Genomic DNA, 16,626 nt, shown 5'->3' on the forward strand with positions numbered 1-16,626 from the left:
GAGTTTCCTTTTTGGGAACTCTTCTTTTTGCTTTTAAAAACATAAATATGCTAGAATGTGTTCGTATCACTTTTAGGTTTTCGGGAGGGCTAGCGGATGGCAAAAGTTAATTTAGAACAAATTGAACATGCAGTACGCCTTATTTTAGAGGCGATTGGGGATGATCCAAATCGTGAGGGAGTACTTGATACACCAAAGCGTGTTGCAAAAATGTACGCAGAAGTGTTCTCAGGTATGCATGAAGATCCGAAAGAGCATTTGCATAAAGTATTCGGAGAAGATCACGAAGAGCTTGTACTAGTAAAAGATATACCATTTTATTCGATGTGTGAGCATCATTTAGTTCCATTCTATGGAGTTGCTCACGTTGCATATATTCCGCAAGGTGGAAAGGTGACAGGGTTAAGTAAATTAGCTCGTACTGTAGATACAATTGCACGTCGTCCACAACTGCAAGAACGTATTACATCAACAGTAGCGAACTCTATTATGGAAGTATTAGAGCCTCATGGTGTAATGGTAGTAGTAGAAGCAGAACATATGTGTATGACGATGCGTGGTGTGAAAAAACCAGGTGCGAAAACAGTAACGACAGCAGTGCGTGGTGTGCTTGAAAATGATGCTGCAGCGCGCAGTGAAATTTTATCGTTTATTAAAACGAAGTAAAGAAAAGCGGGAAACTGCTTTTCTTTTTTTTTTTAGTAAATAAATGATATAGTTTTAGCTAGACAGAGTGAGATTAGAAAAATTGCTTACATGAATGGTAGGTGTAGCCAAGTTTTGGTTATAGAAAATAGAGTGTATGTGTTATAATAAGTTTTATGAATTAGAAAACAAGGGTGATTTTTTGTGTGTGACATCTACGGAGGGTATGCGGGTATAAAAGAGAAATTGATGGAGAAATTACGCCATCCTTATTTTATAAACTATATTGAAGAACCATTTATTGATGAAGAAAAGATAGCATTGTTATATGGTGCTTTAAAGAGTGCAAACTTACATATAGAACAAATTGAGCATTACGTAGTAACGATTATGCTTGTGCAAATTGCGCTTGATACGCATGAAAAGGTATCAAATAAAGCAGGCGAGGAAGCGATTGAATCGCATAAATGTCGTCAATTAACAGTACTTGCAGGCGATTACTATAGTGGACTATATTATTATTTATTGTCTATGAATCGTGATATTGTTTTAATTCGTGCACTTGCTGAAGGAATTAAAGAGATAAATGAACACAAAATTATGTTATACCAAAAAGCGCATGAAACGACGGATGACATAATGAAAAGCGTAGTAACGATTGAGTCTGCGCTCCTTCAAAAAACATGTGATCATTTTCATTTATCACATTGGAAGCCATTTATCACATACGTATTAGGTGGAAATCGTCTTCAAAAAGAAATTCAATTGTATGCTGATAAACAACATTCACCTGTTTTTCAAGCGATGCAAGATGCTTTAGGGGATAAAGCAGAAGTAGTGATTAATAGTTGGATGATGGAATTGAGAAAGAAAGAAAAACAATTTTTAGAAAATCACATAGACATTAATGAAATAAATTCTGTGTTAAGGGATAAATAGAAGACATAAGCAATTTTACATTGGAAGAAGGTACGAGCATGCAACAATCAAAAGAAGAAAGAGTACATGACGTATTTGAAAAGATTTCTGATAAATACGATGTGATGAATTCTGTAATTAGTTTTCAAAGACATAAAGCGTGGCGTAAAGAAACGATGCGAATTATGGATGTACAACCAGGCAGTCAAGCGCTTGATGTATGCTGTGGAACCGCAGATTGGACAATTGCGCTAGCTGGAGCGGTAGGTGAACAAGGAAAGGTTGTTGGCTTAGACTTCAGTGAAAATATGTTATCTGTCGGTAAGCAAAAGGTAGAGGCGTTACAATTAAAACAAGTAGAACTTCTACATGGGAATGCAATGGAACTTCCATTTGAAGATAATACGTTTGATTATGTGACGATTGGGTTTGGTTTACGTAACGTACCGGATTATATGCACGTATTAAAAGAAATGACACGTGTAGTAAAACCAGGTGGAAAAGTAATCTGTTTAGAAACATCTCAACCAACAATGATTGGTTTTCGACAAGGGTATATTTTATACTTTAAATATATCATGCCGTTATTTGGAAAGATGTTTGCGAAAAGTTATAAAGAATATTCATGGCTTCAAGAATCTGCTAGTACGTTCCCAGGGATGAAAGAACTGGCTCAAATGTTTGAGCAAGCTGGACTTGAACGTGTGCAAGTAAAACCATTTACTTTTGGGGTAGCAGCGATGCATTTAGGTATTAAACCAGAATCAAAATAGAAAAAAGAAGTTTTAGGTTAAGGTGAACAATATGAAGTTACAACTTATGTACTCTTTTTTACGATCGGATATTAATGTGATAGAAAAAGAATTAAAAAAGACAGTCGCTTCTGAACAGCCATTAGTAGAAGAGGCAGCATTACAGCTTATTGAAGCTGGTGGGAAGCGAATTCGTCCTGTATTTGTGTTGCTTGCAGGGAAATTTGGAGATTATAAGTTAGATGCAATTAAGCATGTTGCTGTTGCGTTAGAACTTATTCATATGGCTTCTCTTGTTCACGATGATGTTATTGATGCTGCATTTTTACGACGCGGCAGTGCGACTGTGAATGCAAAATGGGGAGATCGTATTGCGATGTATACAGGGGACTATCTGTTCGCTAAGTCTCTTGAATGTATAACAAATATCGAAATTCCAGAGGCACATCAAGCGTTATCGCATACTATTTTAGAAGTCTGTAAAGGTGAAATTGAACAAATTAAAGATAAATACAATTATGACCAAAATTTAAGAACGTATTTAAGAAGAATAAAGCGAAAAACAGCATTATTAATTGCCGCGAGTTGTCAATTGGGAGCGATTGCTGCTGGTGCTAATCGTGATACGGTAAATCGTCTATTTTGGTATGGGTATTTTGTAGGAATGTCTTATCAAATTATTGATGACATTTTAGACTTCGTTTCTACAGAAGAGAAACTTGGAAAACCTGCTGGTGGAGATTTACTACAAGGGAATATTACACTTCCTGCTTTATATGCGATGGAAGATCCCGTACTTCGTCAGAAAATCACATCTGTACATGAAAATTCAACAGCAAGTGAAATGCAAGAAATTATTGATGCTGTAAAAAATAGTACAGCAATTGATCAAGCATTTGCGTTTAGTGAACGTTATTTACATAAAGCTTTAGAAATAATAAAACCACTCCCACGTGGACAAGCAAAGTACGCATTACAAAATGTTGCAAAGTATATTGGAAAACGAAAATTTTAATGTTTATTCTAAAAAATAAAATAATCTCTCTATTTCAAAACTATTGCACAATTGTGATAAGGGTGATAATATGTGTGTGGGGATATACAATTACATACATAATTCAGAAGTGGAGAGATTTTTTATGGAAAAAACATTTCTAATGGTAAAACCAGACGGTGTACAACGTGCCTTCATTGGGGAAATTGTAGCTCGTTTTGAGAAAAAAGGCTTTCAATTAGTTGGTGCAAAATTAATGCAAGTCACTCCGGAAATTGCTGGACAACACTACGCTGAGCATAAGGAAAAACCTTTCTTTGGTGAGTTAGTAGACTTTATTACATCTGGACCTGTGTTCGCAATGGTATGGCAAGGTGAAGGTGTAGTAGATACAGCGCGTAACATGATGGGGAAAACAAGACCACATGAAGCAGCTCCTGGAACAATTCGTGGAGATTTCGGTGTAACTGTTGCGAAAAACATTATCCATGGTTCTGATTCTTTAGAAAGCGCAGAGCGCGAGATTGCTATTTTCTTTAAAGAAGAAGAATTAGTTGACTACTCAAAATTAATGAATGAATGGATTTACTAATTATTTTGAAATAATTTGTAAACGCTTTAATCACTGTGATAATAGTAAAAAGTGCAAGAAGAATAGGGGTATTCTTCTTGCACTTTTTTTATTTTCAATTAGTTACGAAGTTTGAGCTGTTATGATATATTGATATTTAAATTAGGCCTATCGGAAATATAGAATAAGAAAATGGTCGATATATGATATAATTTCTTTAATATTTTTAGAATGATAAAAGTTAATATAGTGAGATAAATACATATACGAAAAGAGGAATAACGTATGCGATATATTACAGCTGGTGAATCTCATGGTCCGCAACTTACAACAATTATAGAGGGTGTTCCAGCAGGATTGTCTTTAGTAGCGGATGATATAAACGAAGAGTTAGCTAGAAGGCAAAAGGGGTATGGGCGTGGTAGACGCATGCAAATTGAAACGGATCAAGTGCAAATTTTAAGTGGTGTTAGACATGGAGAAACATTAGGTTCCCCTATTGCACTCGTTGTTGAAAATCGTGATTTTGCCCATTGGATAAAAGTTATGGGTGCAGAACCTTTAACGAAACAAGAAGAAAAAGAGATGAAAAGGAAAGTGACAAAACCAAGGCCTGGGCATGCTGATTTAAATGGTGCAATTAAATATGGTCATAGAGATATGAGGAATGTACTGGAACGTTCGTCAGCGCGCGAAACGACGGTGCGTGTTGCTGCTGGTGCGGTTGCTAAAAAGGTGTTAGCAGAACTTGGTATTAAAGTGGCGGGCCATGTAATTGAAATTGGCGGTGTACAAGCTAAGGAGGTTACGTATAGTTCAATTGAAGAATTAAAGAGTATTACAGAAGCATCTCCTGTACGTTGCTTAGATGACGAAGCTGGTAACCAAATGATGAAAGCGATTGATGATGCGAAAGCAAATGGTGATTCAATTGGTGGAATCGTTGAAGTAATTGTGGAAGGAATGCCAATTGGAGTAGGTAGCTACGTGCATTATGATCGAAAACTGGATGCGAAATTAGCAGCTGCAATTATGAGTATTAATGCTTTTAAAGGTGTCGAGATTGGAATTGGTTTTGAAGCAGCGCATAGACCGGGAAGTGAAGTTCATGATGAAATTCTATGGAATGAGGAACATGGATATACAAAAAGAACAAATAATGCAGGTGGATTGGAAGGTGGTATGACGACTGGAATGCCAATTGTTGTGCGCGGTGTGATGAAACCGATACCTACACTTTATAAACCTCTTCAAAGTGTAGATATTGATACGAAAGAGCCTTTTACAGCGAGCATTGAACGTTCAGATAGTTGTGCAGTACCAGCAGCTAGTGTCGTTGCAGAAGCGGTTGTGGCTTGGGAATTAGCAACAGCTTTAATAGAACAATTCGGATTAGATCGTATGGAACTGATTCGTGAAAATATTGAGAAACATAATGAATATGCGAGGGGATTTTAATGGGAAACATACATATTCAAACGAAATCAAAAGAATATGATGTACATGTTGGTAAAGAAGCGTTGTCACACTTAACAATGATCGTTCAAAATATGCAGCCAGCTGTATCTAACGTAATGATCATTTCAGATGAAGCTGTTGCATCACTACATTTACAGACAGTTATCGATGCATTACAAGTGGAGCAGGACGTGTTTTCGTTTGTTGTACCAAGTGGCGAAAAAGAGAAGTCTTTCGAAAATTTCTATGCGGCTCATACGTCAGCTCTTGAAAATAAATTAGATAGAAATTCTTTAATTCTTGCACTGGGAGGCGGAATGATTGGAGATTTAGCTGGTTTTGTTGCTGCATCGTTTATGCGTGGTATTCGCTTTGTGCAGGTTCCGACGACTTTATTAGCGCACGATAGCGCAGTAGGTGGGAAAGTAGCGATTAATCATCCGTTAGGTAAAAATATGATTGGTGCATTCCATCAGCCAGAAGCAGTTGTATATCATACACCGTTTTTACAGTCTCTTCCTAAAAAAGAGTGGCGTTCAGGTTATGCAGAGGTGATAAAGCATGCTCTTATTGGTGATGTGGAGCTATATCATTGGTTAAAAGAAGAAGTGCAAACATTAGCGGATCTTCGTGATGAGAAGTTAATCCATATATTAACGAAGGCGATTCCTGTAAAGGCAAATGTTGTATCACAAGATGAAACAGAGAAGGGTGTACGTGCCCATTTGAACTTTGGACATACGTTAGGACATGCTCTTGAAAAAGAGCTAGGGTATGGAAATATTACTCACGGTGACGGCGTAGCGGTTGGAATGTTATTCGCCATATTTTTAAGTGAGCAAGTGTACAAGGTTAATCTTGCTTATGAAGATATGAAGCAGTGGTTCTTGAAATACGGCTATCCAAAAATGCCAAGAGATTTGAATGTAGAGCGCCTCGTTCAATTGATGAAACAAGATAAGAAAGCAAATGCAGGAGCAATTCATATGGTGCTTATGCAGGAATATGGGGTAGTGAATGTCGTATCTATTTCAGATGAGACTGTTCATATTGCGTTAGAGGCATTTCAAAAAGATATGGTTTAAAATGATAGCGAAGTGTTGTGAAGTGCTCATTTAGAGGTATTCTCGTAATAGTGACGGTTATGATAAAAGATTACAGTAAGGGGCTATAACTGTATTGTAATCAAATTGAATGAAATGACTGGGGGAAGAAAAATGAGAGTGAAAGAGCAATTGTTAACTTTGAGAGCGTATGTACCTGGGAAAAACATTGAAGAAGTAAAAAGGGAATATGGATTATCGAAAATTGTGAAATTAGCATCGAACGAAAATCCATTCGGTTGCTCAGCGCGTGTGACAGAAGCATTAACTTCTTTAGCGAGCCAATATGCCCTTTATCCAGATGGATATGCCTTTGAACTTCGGACAAAAGTAGCGGAACATTTAGGTGTAAAAGCAGAACAACTACTATTTGGTAGTGGATTAGATGAAGTCATTCAAATGATTAGCCGAGCGTTACTACATGAAGGAACAAACGTTGTAATGGCGAATCCTACGTTTTCACAATATCATCACCATGCTGTTATTGAAGGAGCAGAAGTTCGTGAAGTATCACTTAAAGATGGTATTCACGATTTAGATGCAATGCTAGAGCAAGTAGATGATAAAACGAAAATTGTATGGATTTGTAATCCGAATAATCCGACAGGTACATATGTTGAGAAACAAAAATTACTTTCATTTTTAGAATCGGTTCCTAAGTCGGCTCTCGTTATTATGGACGAAGCATATTATGAATACGCGGAAGCAGAAGACTATCCGCAAACATTACCACTTCTTGAAAAGTATGAAAATCTTATGGTTTTACGCACGTTTTCAAAAGCATATGGTTTAGCTGCTTTTCGTATTGGATATGCGATTGGGGATGCGAAGTTAATCGGACAGCTAGAAGTAGCAAGGTTACCATTCAATACATCAACTGTAGCGCAATCTGTAGCACTCGCTGCATTAGAAGATCAAGCCTTTTTACAAGATTGTGTGAAAAAGAATGCTGAAGGTCTAAATCAGTATTATGCATTTTGTAAAGAATATAACGTATTCTATTATCCATCTCAAACAAATTTCATTTTCTTAAAACTTGGTATACCGGGTAATGAAGCTTTCGAACGATTAATGAAAAAAGGATATATCGTTCGTTCTGGTGCTGCATTTGGTATCGATGATGGTATTCGTATTACTGTCGGTTTGAAAGAAGAAAATGATGAAATTATAGAGTTGCTGAAAGAGCTTGTAAATGAGCAAGTACAGAAAGAAGAAACATATTCTTAAGAGATTGTGAAGGCTCCTATTATAGGAGCCTTTTTTATCGTATTAAAAATAAAGGTTGAAGACTGGTAATTAAGTTGTTCTGTAAATCACGGTTTGTATGGCTTGATAATTAGTGAGAGAAGTTATTTGCACGGTCATAAAAGAAAGCGGTACAATAGAAGATGATGATAAGGTATCGGTGTCATATCCGAACCTTTTGAACAATTACCTACTCTGTAAGAAGAAGTATAAGAAGAAGCATGCTCATTCTAAAGGTTGCGTTCTAACAGTGAGTTGCTTATGATAAAGTGAAACTTTAATCAGTGGGGGGATGTTTATCCCCCGCTGATTATTAGTTGAACCAATCGGGCTTTTACGGGCAGTTGATCCCCAAACTAACTTCTTTGCCTTAGCTGAATTTTGAGGTGGGGGTCTTACTGCCCGTTAATAGCGGGGTAAATGAACAGAAGAGAATATTTTTTAGAATTAAAGGAGACGTTTATGCAAAAGTTTGAACAAGTTGTTTCATATATTGAAAATGGTGAAGCGGAAAAAGGATTACAATTATTAAAAGAACAATTAAAAATTGCAAATGATGAAGAGAAGTATGATATCGCTCGTTACTATCATACACTTGGATTTACAGATGAGGCATTAGCGATTACTGAAGACTTACGTTTACTGTATCCGGAAGAAAGTGAATTCACTGTATTTTTAGCAGAATTATATATTGATCTAGATAAAGAAGATGAAGCGATTGAAGTACTTCATGATATTCCAGAAAATGACGATTTATATGTTCAATCTTTATTACTTGTTGCAGATTTATTCCAAATGCAAGGTTTTGATGATGTAGCAGAGCAAAAACTATTAAAGGCGAAAGAAATGATGCCTGATGAACCTGTTATTACGTTTGGGTTAGCAGAATTATATAGTAGTAAAGGTGAAGAACAAAAGGCAATTACTTATTATGAATCGCTATTAGCGGAACATAAAGTAATGGGTGGTGTTGTAATCGCACTTCGTCTTGCAGAAACGTTAAGTGCGATTGGAAACTGGGAAGAGGCGATTTCTTATTATGAAGCAGGCCTAGAGGAACAAAAAGATATTCACTCATTATTTGGATATGCCTTCACATTATACCAAGGTGAAGAATATCAGAGAGCAATCGGTGCTTGGCAAGAACTAAAAGAATTAGACCCTGAGTACGCATCACTGTACATGTATTTAGCGAAAAGCTATGAAAAAGAAGGAATGCTTCAAGAAAGCTATGAAACGCTTCATGAAGGAATTAAAGTAGATGAGCTTTCAGTTCCGTTTTATGTAGAGTTAGCGAACATTGCGGCGAAATTAGGAAAAATAGTAGAAGCAGAGGAAGTTCTTCAAAAAGCACTTGAGTTAGATCCAGGGCATTTAGGCGCAACATTAAAATATGCGTATATCTTAAAAGAACAAGAAAAGTACGAAGATTTAATTGCAATTGTAGAGCGTGCTATTGATAGTGGAGAACCAGATACACAACTACTTTGGGACCTTGCGTATGCAAAAAAACAATTAGAAATGTATTCGGATGCATTAAAACACTATGAAAGTGCATATACTTCTTTTAAGAATCATCCAGACTTCTTAGAAGAATACGGTTATTTCTTATTGGAAGAAGGAAAGCGAAAAGAGGCGAAAGAAGTATTTACCCAGTTATTACAACTAGACCCGACACAAATTCATATTGAAGAGTTGTTATATAATTTAGAGGATTTTTCATAAGTTGGAAGGAAACTGAATGCCGCTTCTTGAATCTAAAAAGAAAAGAGAAAGACAGAGGAGGGACTTAATTGCTATGAATACCCCTGTTTCTGTAAACGAGAAGAAGGATTTTGTAAAATGGTTTTTGAATAATTACCAACTGAAACAGCGTGAATGTGTATGGATTCTGAATTATTTAATGAGTCACGACCAATTGATGCATAAAGTCCACTTCGTAGAGCATGCAAAATATTGTCCGCGTGGCTTAGTGATGTCAGCGAATTGTGTGAAAGACACACCGTTTCACTTTTTTAAACAAAATGTTATGACAACAGATGCTGAAAAATCGTTTCATGATATTCGTTTAAATCGAGATGAGGATATTTATATTCAACTCAACTTTAAATCATCGTTTCAAAATGCGAATTATGTAGCTGTATTAGAAGAAAACCCATATCTACCAAAGCATATTGAAGTAAATGAAAAAGATCGTTTACTTGCAGAAAGGTTTTTGGAAGAAAGTGTATTTTCGTTTAGAAGAGAACGCCTTTTGAAACAAATTGATGAAGCGTTAGATAAGCAAGATAAGGAAGCGTTTCATAGATTAACGGCAGAGTTAAAAACTTTATAGAATGTATTTGGATTAATATTTTTACAAATTTCAGACTTTTATCAAGAAAAACTACCTATATTGGGTAGTTTTTCTTTTTTTACCTCTTTTAGTATGGTTTAATATATATAAAGTGAAAGTTCTGTTATTTGTAAATGAAGGGGGGAAGAAATTTGAAATGGATTGTAAAAGATGTGGAACAGTTTGAGCAAGCAAGAGAGTATGTTGATACAGGAGTAATACCGCTTTTATCAATTTCGGCAGCGAAAGAAATAAAAATGGTTGTAGAACAAGGTGAATTTATCGAATTGTTGAGTATGGAATTGGAAAGAGAGTATAAAGGAAGAGTGCTTTTACTGCCTGCTTTTACGTATTTAGTAGAAAGTCAAAAGAATGAAAAAGGTCGTTTGCAAGAATGGACAAATCATTTACGAAGAGAAGGTTTTAAGCATATTGCTTATGTTACAAGTGATTTTTCATGGAAAGAGGATATACAAGAGTTACAGGGAGATTTATTTTGGTTTCCTTCATTAGCATTAGAACAATTTAGTGATCAAGCAAAGAGAGAAGTTATTCATGCACATATAAAAAATATAATGGTGATGTTGGAAGAGAAGTGGGGAAACTCGCAATAAACAGAAAGTTCTTATTATTATGAGTAGTATGATATTGACCTGTGCATGAGCGTATTATATCATGATAGTGTCCTAGTTTTTATTTTTTATATAATTTATCACGAGGGGACAATTTCTGATAGAGGGGGGAAATTTTCGTGAGCGAGAAAGAACATCGCGTGTCAAGAAGACAATTTTTAAATTACACACTCACAGGGGTAGGAGGCTTTATGGCTGCCGGTATTTTAATGCCGATGACGCGATTTGCGCTTGATCCGGTGTTAAGAAAAGAAGCCGGAACAGATATGGTTGCTGTTGCGCAAGTAAAGGATATTACAACAGAGCCGAAGCGTTTCGATTTTAAAGTGAAGCAGGTTGATGGTTGGTACAAGTCTGAAGAACCAAAATCGGCTTGGGTTCATAAAGATGAAAGCGGAGACATTGTTGCGTTCTCTCCAGTATGTAAACATTTAGGATGTACAGTTAACTGGAATTCGGACAAAGCACATCCGAATCAATTCTTTTGCCCATGTCACGGGGGGCGTTATACAAAAGATGGGATGAACATTAAGGGTACGCCACCCCTTGCTCCGCTTGATGTGTACGAGTCTAAAGTGAAAGATGGAACGCTGTATCTAGGAAAAGCAAAGCCAAGAGGGGGTGCAAAGTAGATGTTAAATAAAATTTATGATTGGGTAGATGAAAGATTAGATATTACACCAATATGGCGTGATATCGCTGATCATGAAGTACCTGAACATGTAAACCCGGCACATCACTTTTCTGCATTCGTCTATTGCTTTGGAGGACTTACCTTTTTCGTTACTGTAATTCAAATTTTATCTGGAATGTTTTTGACGATGTATTATGTGCCTGATATTAAAAATGCTTGGGAATCCGTTTACTATTTACAAAATGAAGTTGCTTATGGGCAAATTGTTCGTGGTATGCACCACTGGGGTGCTAGTCTCGTAATTGTAATGATGTTTTTACATACACTCAGAGTTTTCTTCCAAGGTGCGTATAAAAAGCCCCGTGAGTTAAATTGGATTGTTGGTGTTCTTATTTTCTTTGTTATGTTAGGTCTTGGTTTTACTGGATATTTATTACCGTGGGATATGAAAGCTTTATTTGCTACAAAAGTAGGGATTCAAATTGCAGAGCAAACACCGCTCATTGGTCCTTATATTAAAACATTACTCGCTGGTCATTCCGAAATTGTTGGCGCTCAAACATTAACTCGCTTCTTTGCTATTCACGTCTTCTTCTTACCAGCAGCACTTCTAGGTTTAATGGCCTTCCACTTCATCATGATTCGCAAACAAGGTATTTCCGGTCCACTATAAGAGATTGCTAAATTAAAGGGGAAAGAACTAAAGGAGGGAGATTATGCATCGCGGCAAAGGGATGAAGTTTGTAGGAGATTCTCGGGTACCAGTAGCTCGGAAACCAAATATTCCAAAAGACTATTCTGAATACCCAGGGAAAACAGAAGCATTTTGGCCGAACTTCTTGTTAAAAGAATGGATGGTTGGTGCAGTTTTTTTAATCGGTTATTTATGTTTAACAGTGGCGCATCCGTCGCCACTTGAGAGAATGGCGGATCCAACAGATGCTGGATATATACCACTTCCAGATTGGTATTTCTTATTCTTGTATCAGTTATTAAAGTATTCTTATGCTTCCGGTTCATTTACTGTAATTGGAGCGTTTATTATGCCAGGGATTGCGTTTGGTGCATTACTGTTAGCTCCATTTCTTGATCGAGGTCCAGAAAGACGTCCATTGAAGCGTCCTGTAGCAACTGGATTTATGCTTTTAGCAATTGCATCGATTATCTTTTTAACTTGGGAATCTGTAGCACACCACGACTGGGAAGCTGCAAAGAAACAAGGAGCAATTGTAAAAACAGCGCCAGTTGATAAAAATGATGATGGCTATAAATTAATGCAAAAAAATACTTGTTTAACATGTCATGGTGACAACTTACAGGGCGGGGCGGCAGCACCAGCACTGCAAAACTTAACTTTAAAGCCAGAAGAAATTGCTAAAATTGCTAAAGATGGAAAAGGTTCCATGCCTAAAGGAGTATTTAAAGGTACAGATGAGGAACTGAAGAAGCTTTCGGAATTCGTTGCAAAGTATAATAAAAAATAATAAAAAGCTGACTACAAAATTTGTAGTCAGCTTTTCTATTTAGTTGGATGAAGTTTGTTATAATAGAGTAGGATTTAGTGAATGAATTACTTTGCTTGAAAGGTGTTGGACATACAGATTGGTGTACTTGTATGCAATGTTAAGACAACGCTCGGTATTATTATTTTTATTGGTTGTTAACATATTAGGTACAATTTACGGGTTTATATGGTACGGAAATCAATTGAAAGAAACGTCACCTATATTTTGGCCGTTTGTACCAGATAGTCCTATGGCGAGTCTCTTTTTTTTCTTTGTTTTAATTGCTTTTTTGACAAAGAGAAACTGGGGATTAATAGAAGCACTAGCGATTGTTACTTTAATAAAATATGGTATTTGGGCTGTTGTTGTAAATGCGATTATGATTTACGTAAAAGGTTCTATTGGCCTTATGGGCTACATGTTAATGCTTTCGCACTTTGCGATGGCGGTGCAAGGTGTTTTATATGCTCCATTTTACCGTATAAAAAAATGGCATTTTATAGTAGCGGGTGTGTGGACGTTGCATAACGATGCAATTGATTATTTATTTTGGCAAATGCCGCGATATGGAATTATGCATTTGTTTGTAGAGAAAATTGGTTATTTTACGTTTTGGTTAAGCGTTGCTGTACTATGTATTACATATTATTGTTGCTTACGTGAGCACAGGAAACAATTTTCTTTATGATGGTTAGAACATTTAGGGGGAGAACATGGAGAAAAATAAGAGTGGTACAAAAATATTGGATCGATTGATTACTTTAATTGTTTCATATAGCATAGCATTTTCTATTTTTGCACTTGCAACAACTGCAGTTGTGTATGGAAAATGGCTGTATTATTTTGAAATTGATTTTTTAAATATTCCTGATTTAGCGGATATGACGAAGGATGAAATTAAAAGAAATTACGATGTGCTTATTACATATTTATCCCCGTTTTATGACGGAGCATTACATTTGCCAACATTAGATATGTCTACAAATGGCCGTATTCATTTTGTAGATGTTAAAAATATTTTAGTAAAGATTCAATATGTGATGTATGCGACAATTATGATTGCAGTGATAGGCGGAATTTATTTATTAAAAAAGAAAAATGAAAAGTTTTTACTGCACGGATCGATTTTAACAATCATTTTTCCGATAGCGCTTATGTTACCAATCGCTATTAATTTTGAAAAGAGCTTTGTATTATTCCATAAGCTTTTATTCAGTAATGATTATTGGATGTTTGATATTGAAACGGATCCAGTTATATTAATGCTACCAGAGGAGTTCTTTATGCATGCTGCGTGTGCTATTTTATTATTCATTTTAGGTGGTAGTATACTTTGTTATAGTTTATATAGATATTTCGTAAAAAAGAAAAGGATGTCAAAGAAAAAATTCTCTGCTTAAAGAGAATTTTTTCTTTGTAAAACGATAATATATTTTTCGGTTCAGTTCTGTTCTATTCTTGTCCCAATTAACATATTTTGTACTAGTAGTTATAGGGGGGACCGGGATGAAGAGAACATTAATTGGATTGATAGCATTTCTAATTATAATGTTTCCATTACGTATATATGCTGAAGAGTGGAATGAGCTAACAGGGTTGTTAGATGACTCGTTACAGTTAGTGAAGCGTAATGAAGATGAAAAAGCAGTACAAGTATTACAACTTTTCTCAGAGCAATTTTTAATCAAGGGGAATGAAAAGAAGCAGGAAGTAACACCAGATCAAGTTAGAGTTATTTCTTTAGCTTACGACAAGGCGCAACAATCGCTCTTTGAAGAAGGTTTAGGTAAGCAAGCTAAAATGGATAATGTGCTGGCATTACAACTTGCTGTTGATGCGCAAGTATCGAAATATCAACCGCTTTGGATGGAAAGAGAAAGAAAAGTAATGGATGCCTTTTCTCAAATGGAAAAAGCGATGAAAAAAGAAGATGTTGGGCAGTTTCAACAAACGTTAAATACATTTTTAAATGAATTCAATATTATTTATCCAAGCTTAATGATTGCTTTGCCAGAAAACGAGGTACAGCGTGTAAATGCTCATTTATCTTATTTGGATGAATTTCGTAACGTTATGTTAAAAACGAAAGGCGGCCAAATGCAATTAGGGATTATTAAAGGGGATTTGCAAAAGATATTTCACACAGTAAAAAAGGATGAAATTGCACCCTCTCTCATTTGGTTTATGACAATTACTGGGGGACTTATTTTATTCACATTAACTTATGTTGGATGGAGAAAGTATAAAGGAGAGAGAGAGAAAAGAAAAAGTAATGTACATTCTAAAAATAGATAATGTAATAAGTAAAGATATGGATTGTAAGGTTTATTTATTGACAATAGTGGCAGAAGAAAATAGAATGAGAAGTACTATAATTAAAACTTCAATGGAGGTTCATGATGTTTTATTTAATTTACTTCGCGATCATAATGATCATACCGTTGTATGCACAGTCAAGAGTACGTAGTGCCTATAGCAAGTATTCACAAGTTTATTCAACATCAGGTATGACAGGAGCGGAAGTGGCTCGAAAAATTTTAGATGAAAATGGATTATACAACGTAGCTGTAGAAGAAACACCAGGTCATTTATCAGATCATTATGATCCAACCGCTAAGACGGTTCGATTATCAACAGATAACTATTATGGACATTCAGTTGCTGGTACGGCAGTTGCAGCACATGAAGTAGGACACGCAATTCAAGATGCAAAAGATTACAAATTTATGCGCGTTCGTCATTCGTTAGTGCCAGTTGCAAACTTTGGTTCGAATATGTCTTGGGTTTTCGTCCTAATCGGTATATTTGCACAAATGTCTGGTTTGTTGTTATTAGGTATCATTCTAATGGCAGCAGGTGTTGTGTTCCAGCTCGTTACATTACCAGTTGAGTTTGATGCGTCAAAGCGTGCGATGCAACAAATTGAAGCGTTAGGTATTGTATCAACAGATGAATATGGCCAAGCTCGTAAAGTATTAAATGCGGCAGCATTAACATATGTAGCAGCTGCAGCTGTAGCGGTATTTGAATTATTACGTCTCGTATTAATGTATACTGGTATGCAGCGTAGCGACGACTAAAGACTATCAATTTTGATAGTCTTTTTTTGTTGTGTGGCTTGAATTATATAATGTATTGCAAATAGAAATAATAGAAGTAATGCGGAAAGGCGGTGGGGGGAAATGAAATATCCAGACCATTTAGTAAAACAAGTGAAAGAGCGTAGTGCTCCTTATCAACTAGAAGGTTTTTTAAGTGGACAAGGCCCTGAAAATCCCAAATTTATGTTGTTAGGAGAAGCGCCTGGTGAAACAGAAATTCATAATGGGATTCCGTTTAGCGGGAGGGCGGGAAAACAATTAATGGGTTTTTTAGAGCGTATTCACGTTACAAGGGAAGAAGTATATATTACGAGCGCTGTTCGGAGTAGATCTTATAAATGGCGAGAGAAAAAAGAACGAAATGGTGAAATCATACAAAAAAAGTATAATAGAACGCCAAATCAAGGAGAAATAGTTGCCCATGCGCCTTTATTAGATTATGAATTAGAGAAAATAAATCCGAAGCTTATCGTCACGCTTGGAAATATCGGTCTTCAACGTTTAACAGGAAAAAATAAAAAAATCACAGATGTACATGGGCAATTATTAAAACAGCCCATTCAAAAATTAAAGGATATGCAAAGTGCAGAGTTTATATGGTCAGAGAATGAATATCATGTTTTTCCAACTTTTCATCCAGCTTCTATTTTTTATAATCGGAGTTTATTGGAGCTTATTTATGAGGATTTGGAGAAGCTTAAAAGACTTGTAATAAAAAACTAGAAAAGCTAAG

The 16,626-nt window shown here is 36.0% G+C and carries 19 protein-coding genes; all 19 read left to right on the forward strand.

Going from position 1 to position 16,626, the window contains the following annotated elements; genetic code table 11:
* The first annotated feature begins 96 nt into the window (after positions 1-96).
* Positions 97-666 carry a GTP cyclohydrolase I FolE gene (folE, locus tag MR160_RS08795; protein ID WP_001151482.1) on the forward strand — a complete coding sequence of 190 codons (570 nt, stop codon included), beginning with the start codon at positions 97-99 and terminating at the stop codon, positions 664-666.
* 183 nt (positions 667-849) lie between these two features.
* Positions 850-1,584, forward strand: a complete 735-nt coding sequence (locus tag MR160_RS08800) for a heptaprenyl diphosphate synthase component 1 (protein ID WP_000332840.1) — start codon at positions 850-852, stop codon at positions 1,582-1,584.
* Between the two features lie 38 nt (positions 1,585-1,622).
* Positions 1,623-2,336 carry a 2-heptaprenyl-1,4-naphthoquinone methyltransferase gene (gene menG / locus MR160_RS08805; protein WP_001187674.1) on the forward strand — a complete coding sequence of 238 codons (714 nt, stop codon included), beginning with the start codon at positions 1,623-1,625 and terminating at the stop codon, positions 2,334-2,336.
* Between the two features lie 31 nt (positions 2,337-2,367).
* Positions 2,368-3,330: a heptaprenyl diphosphate synthase component II gene (gene hepT / locus MR160_RS08810; RefSeq protein WP_000776078.1), complete on the forward strand. Its 963-nt coding sequence runs from the start codon at positions 2,368-2,370 to the stop codon at positions 3,328-3,330.
* 124 nt (positions 3,331-3,454) lie between these two features.
* Positions 3,455-3,901: a nucleoside-diphosphate kinase gene (ndk, locus tag MR160_RS08815; protein WP_000415883.1), complete on the forward strand. Its 447-nt coding sequence runs from the start codon at positions 3,455-3,457 to the stop codon at positions 3,899-3,901.
* Between the two features lie 264 nt (positions 3,902-4,165).
* A complete protein-coding gene (aroC, locus tag MR160_RS08820) occupies positions 4,166-5,338 on the forward strand; it encodes a chorismate synthase (protein ID WP_001269378.1) in 1,173 nt (390 codons plus the stop codon).
* Positions 5,338-6,423 carry a 3-dehydroquinate synthase gene (gene aroB / locus MR160_RS08825; protein ID WP_000526805.1) on the forward strand — a complete coding sequence of 362 codons (1,086 nt, stop codon included), beginning with the start codon at positions 5,338-5,340 and terminating at the stop codon, positions 6,421-6,423. Before aroC ends, aroB begins: the two co-directional genes overlap by 1 nt.
* 132 nt (positions 6,424-6,555) lie before the next feature.
* The gene (gene hisC / locus MR160_RS08830; RefSeq protein ID WP_001264022.1) at positions 6,556-7,668 is read left to right on the forward strand and encodes a histidinol-phosphate transaminase; all 1,113 of its coding nucleotides are present in this window, start codon (positions 6,556-6,558) and stop codon (positions 7,666-7,668) included.
* A gap of 480 nt (positions 7,669-8,148) precedes the next feature.
* The gene (locus tag MR160_RS08835) at positions 8,149-9,411 is read left to right on the forward strand and encodes a tetratricopeptide repeat protein (RefSeq protein ID WP_001168695.1); all 1,263 of its coding nucleotides are present in this window, start codon (positions 8,149-8,151) and stop codon (positions 9,409-9,411) included.
* A gap of 73 nt (positions 9,412-9,484) precedes the next feature.
* On the forward strand, positions 9,485-10,021 hold the full coding sequence (locus tag MR160_RS08840; RefSeq protein ID WP_001095925.1) for a ReoY family proteolytic degradation factor: 537 nt from the start codon (positions 9,485-9,487) through the stop codon (positions 10,019-10,021).
* Between the two features lie 134 nt (positions 10,022-10,155).
* Positions 10,156-10,635: a YpiF family protein gene (locus MR160_RS08845; protein WP_003258820.1), complete on the forward strand. Its 480-nt coding sequence runs from the start codon at positions 10,156-10,158 to the stop codon at positions 10,633-10,635.
* 137 nt (positions 10,636-10,772) lie between these two features.
* Positions 10,773-11,285, forward strand: coding sequence for a menaquinol-cytochrome c reductase iron-sulfur subunit (gene qcrA, locus MR160_RS08850; protein ID WP_001290420.1), 513 nt, complete (start codon positions 10,773-10,775; stop codon positions 11,283-11,285).
* On the forward strand, positions 11,286-11,960 hold the full coding sequence (qcrB, locus tag MR160_RS08855; protein WP_000932700.1) for a menaquinol-cytochrome c reductase cytochrome b subunit: 675 nt from the start codon (positions 11,286-11,288) through the stop codon (positions 11,958-11,960).
* Positions 11,961-12,003: 43 nt separating this feature from the next.
* Positions 12,004-12,771, forward strand: a complete 768-nt coding sequence (gene qcrC / locus MR160_RS08860; RefSeq protein WP_000554601.1) for a menaquinol-cytochrome c reductase cytochrome b/c subunit — start codon at positions 12,004-12,006, stop codon at positions 12,769-12,771.
* Between the two features lie 118 nt (positions 12,772-12,889).
* Positions 12,890-13,480, forward strand: a complete 591-nt coding sequence (gene lhaT / locus MR160_RS08865; RefSeq protein WP_136803961.1) for a lipoprotein heptaprenylglyceryl N-acetyltransferase LhaT — start codon at positions 12,890-12,892, stop codon at positions 13,478-13,480.
* Positions 13,481-13,505: 25 nt separating this feature from the next.
* Entirely contained in the window at positions 13,506-14,192 is a 687-nt protein-coding gene (lit, locus tag MR160_RS08870; RefSeq protein ID WP_000414366.1) for a lipoprotein intramolecular transacylase Lit, read from the forward strand.
* 106 nt (positions 14,193-14,298) lie between these two features.
* On the forward strand, positions 14,299-15,087 hold the full coding sequence (gene ypjB / locus MR160_RS08875; RefSeq protein ID WP_079245298.1) for a sporulation protein YpjB: 789 nt from the start codon (positions 14,299-14,301) through the stop codon (positions 15,085-15,087).
* 101 nt (positions 15,088-15,188) lie between these two features.
* Positions 15,189-15,872, forward strand: a complete 684-nt coding sequence (locus MR160_RS08880; protein WP_003258828.1) for a zinc metallopeptidase — start codon at positions 15,189-15,191, stop codon at positions 15,870-15,872.
* A 102-nt stretch (positions 15,873-15,974) separates the two neighbouring features.
* Positions 15,975-16,616, forward strand: coding sequence for a uracil-DNA glycosylase (locus tag MR160_RS08885; protein WP_098900035.1), 642 nt, complete (start codon positions 15,975-15,977; stop codon positions 16,614-16,616).
* Positions 16,617-16,626: the final 10 nt, after the last annotated feature.

The sequence above is a fragment of the Bacillus cereus group sp. BfR-BA-01382 genome, assembly GCF_022663475.1.
Classification (GTDB): Bacteria; Bacillota; Bacilli; order Bacillales; family Bacillaceae_G; genus Bacillus_A; species Bacillus_A thuringiensis_S.

Coding starts and splice junctions, on each gene's coding strand:
- qcrB (WP_000932700.1), top strand. CDS start 11,286: ATGTTAAATAAAATTTATGATTGGGTAGATGAAAGATTAGATATTACA.
- aroB (WP_000526805.1), top strand. CDS start 5,338: ATGGGAAACATACATATTCAAACGAAATCAAAAGAATATGATGTACAT.
- ndk (WP_000415883.1), top strand. CDS start 3,455: ATGGAAAAAACATTTCTAATGGTAAAACCAGACGGTGTACAACGTGCC.
- MR160_RS08835 (WP_001168695.1), top strand. CDS start 8,149: ATGCAAAAGTTTGAACAAGTTGTTTCATATATTGAAAATGGTGAAGCG.
- hepT (WP_000776078.1), top strand. CDS start 2,368: ATGAAGTTACAACTTATGTACTCTTTTTTACGATCGGATATTAATGTG.
- MR160_RS08880 (WP_003258828.1), top strand. CDS start 15,189: ATGATGTTTTATTTAATTTACTTCGCGATCATAATGATCATACCGTTG.
- hisC (WP_001264022.1), top strand. CDS start 6,556: ATGAGAGTGAAAGAGCAATTGTTAACTTTGAGAGCGTATGTACCTGGG.
- lit (WP_000414366.1), top strand. CDS start 13,506: ATGGAGAAAAATAAGAGTGGTACAAAAATATTGGATCGATTGATTACT.
- folE (WP_001151482.1), top strand. CDS start 97: ATGGCAAAAGTTAATTTAGAACAAATTGAACATGCAGTACGCCTTATT.
- qcrC (WP_000554601.1), top strand. CDS start 12,004: ATGCATCGCGGCAAAGGGATGAAGTTTGTAGGAGATTCTCGGGTACCA.
- ypjB (WP_079245298.1), top strand. CDS start 14,299: ATGAAGAGAACATTAATTGGATTGATAGCATTTCTAATTATAATGTTT.
- MR160_RS08840 (WP_001095925.1), top strand. CDS start 9,485: ATGAATACCCCTGTTTCTGTAAACGAGAAGAAGGATTTTGTAAAATGG.
- MR160_RS08845 (WP_003258820.1), top strand. CDS start 10,156: ATGAAGGGGGGAAGAAATTTGAAATGGATTGTAAAAGATGTGGAACAG.
- MR160_RS08885 (WP_098900035.1), top strand. CDS start 15,975: ATGAAATATCCAGACCATTTAGTAAAACAAGTGAAAGAGCGTAGTGCT.
- aroC (WP_001269378.1), top strand. CDS start 4,166: ATGCGATATATTACAGCTGGTGAATCTCATGGTCCGCAACTTACAACA.
- menG (WP_001187674.1), top strand. CDS start 1,623: ATGCAACAATCAAAAGAAGAAAGAGTACATGACGTATTTGAAAAGATT.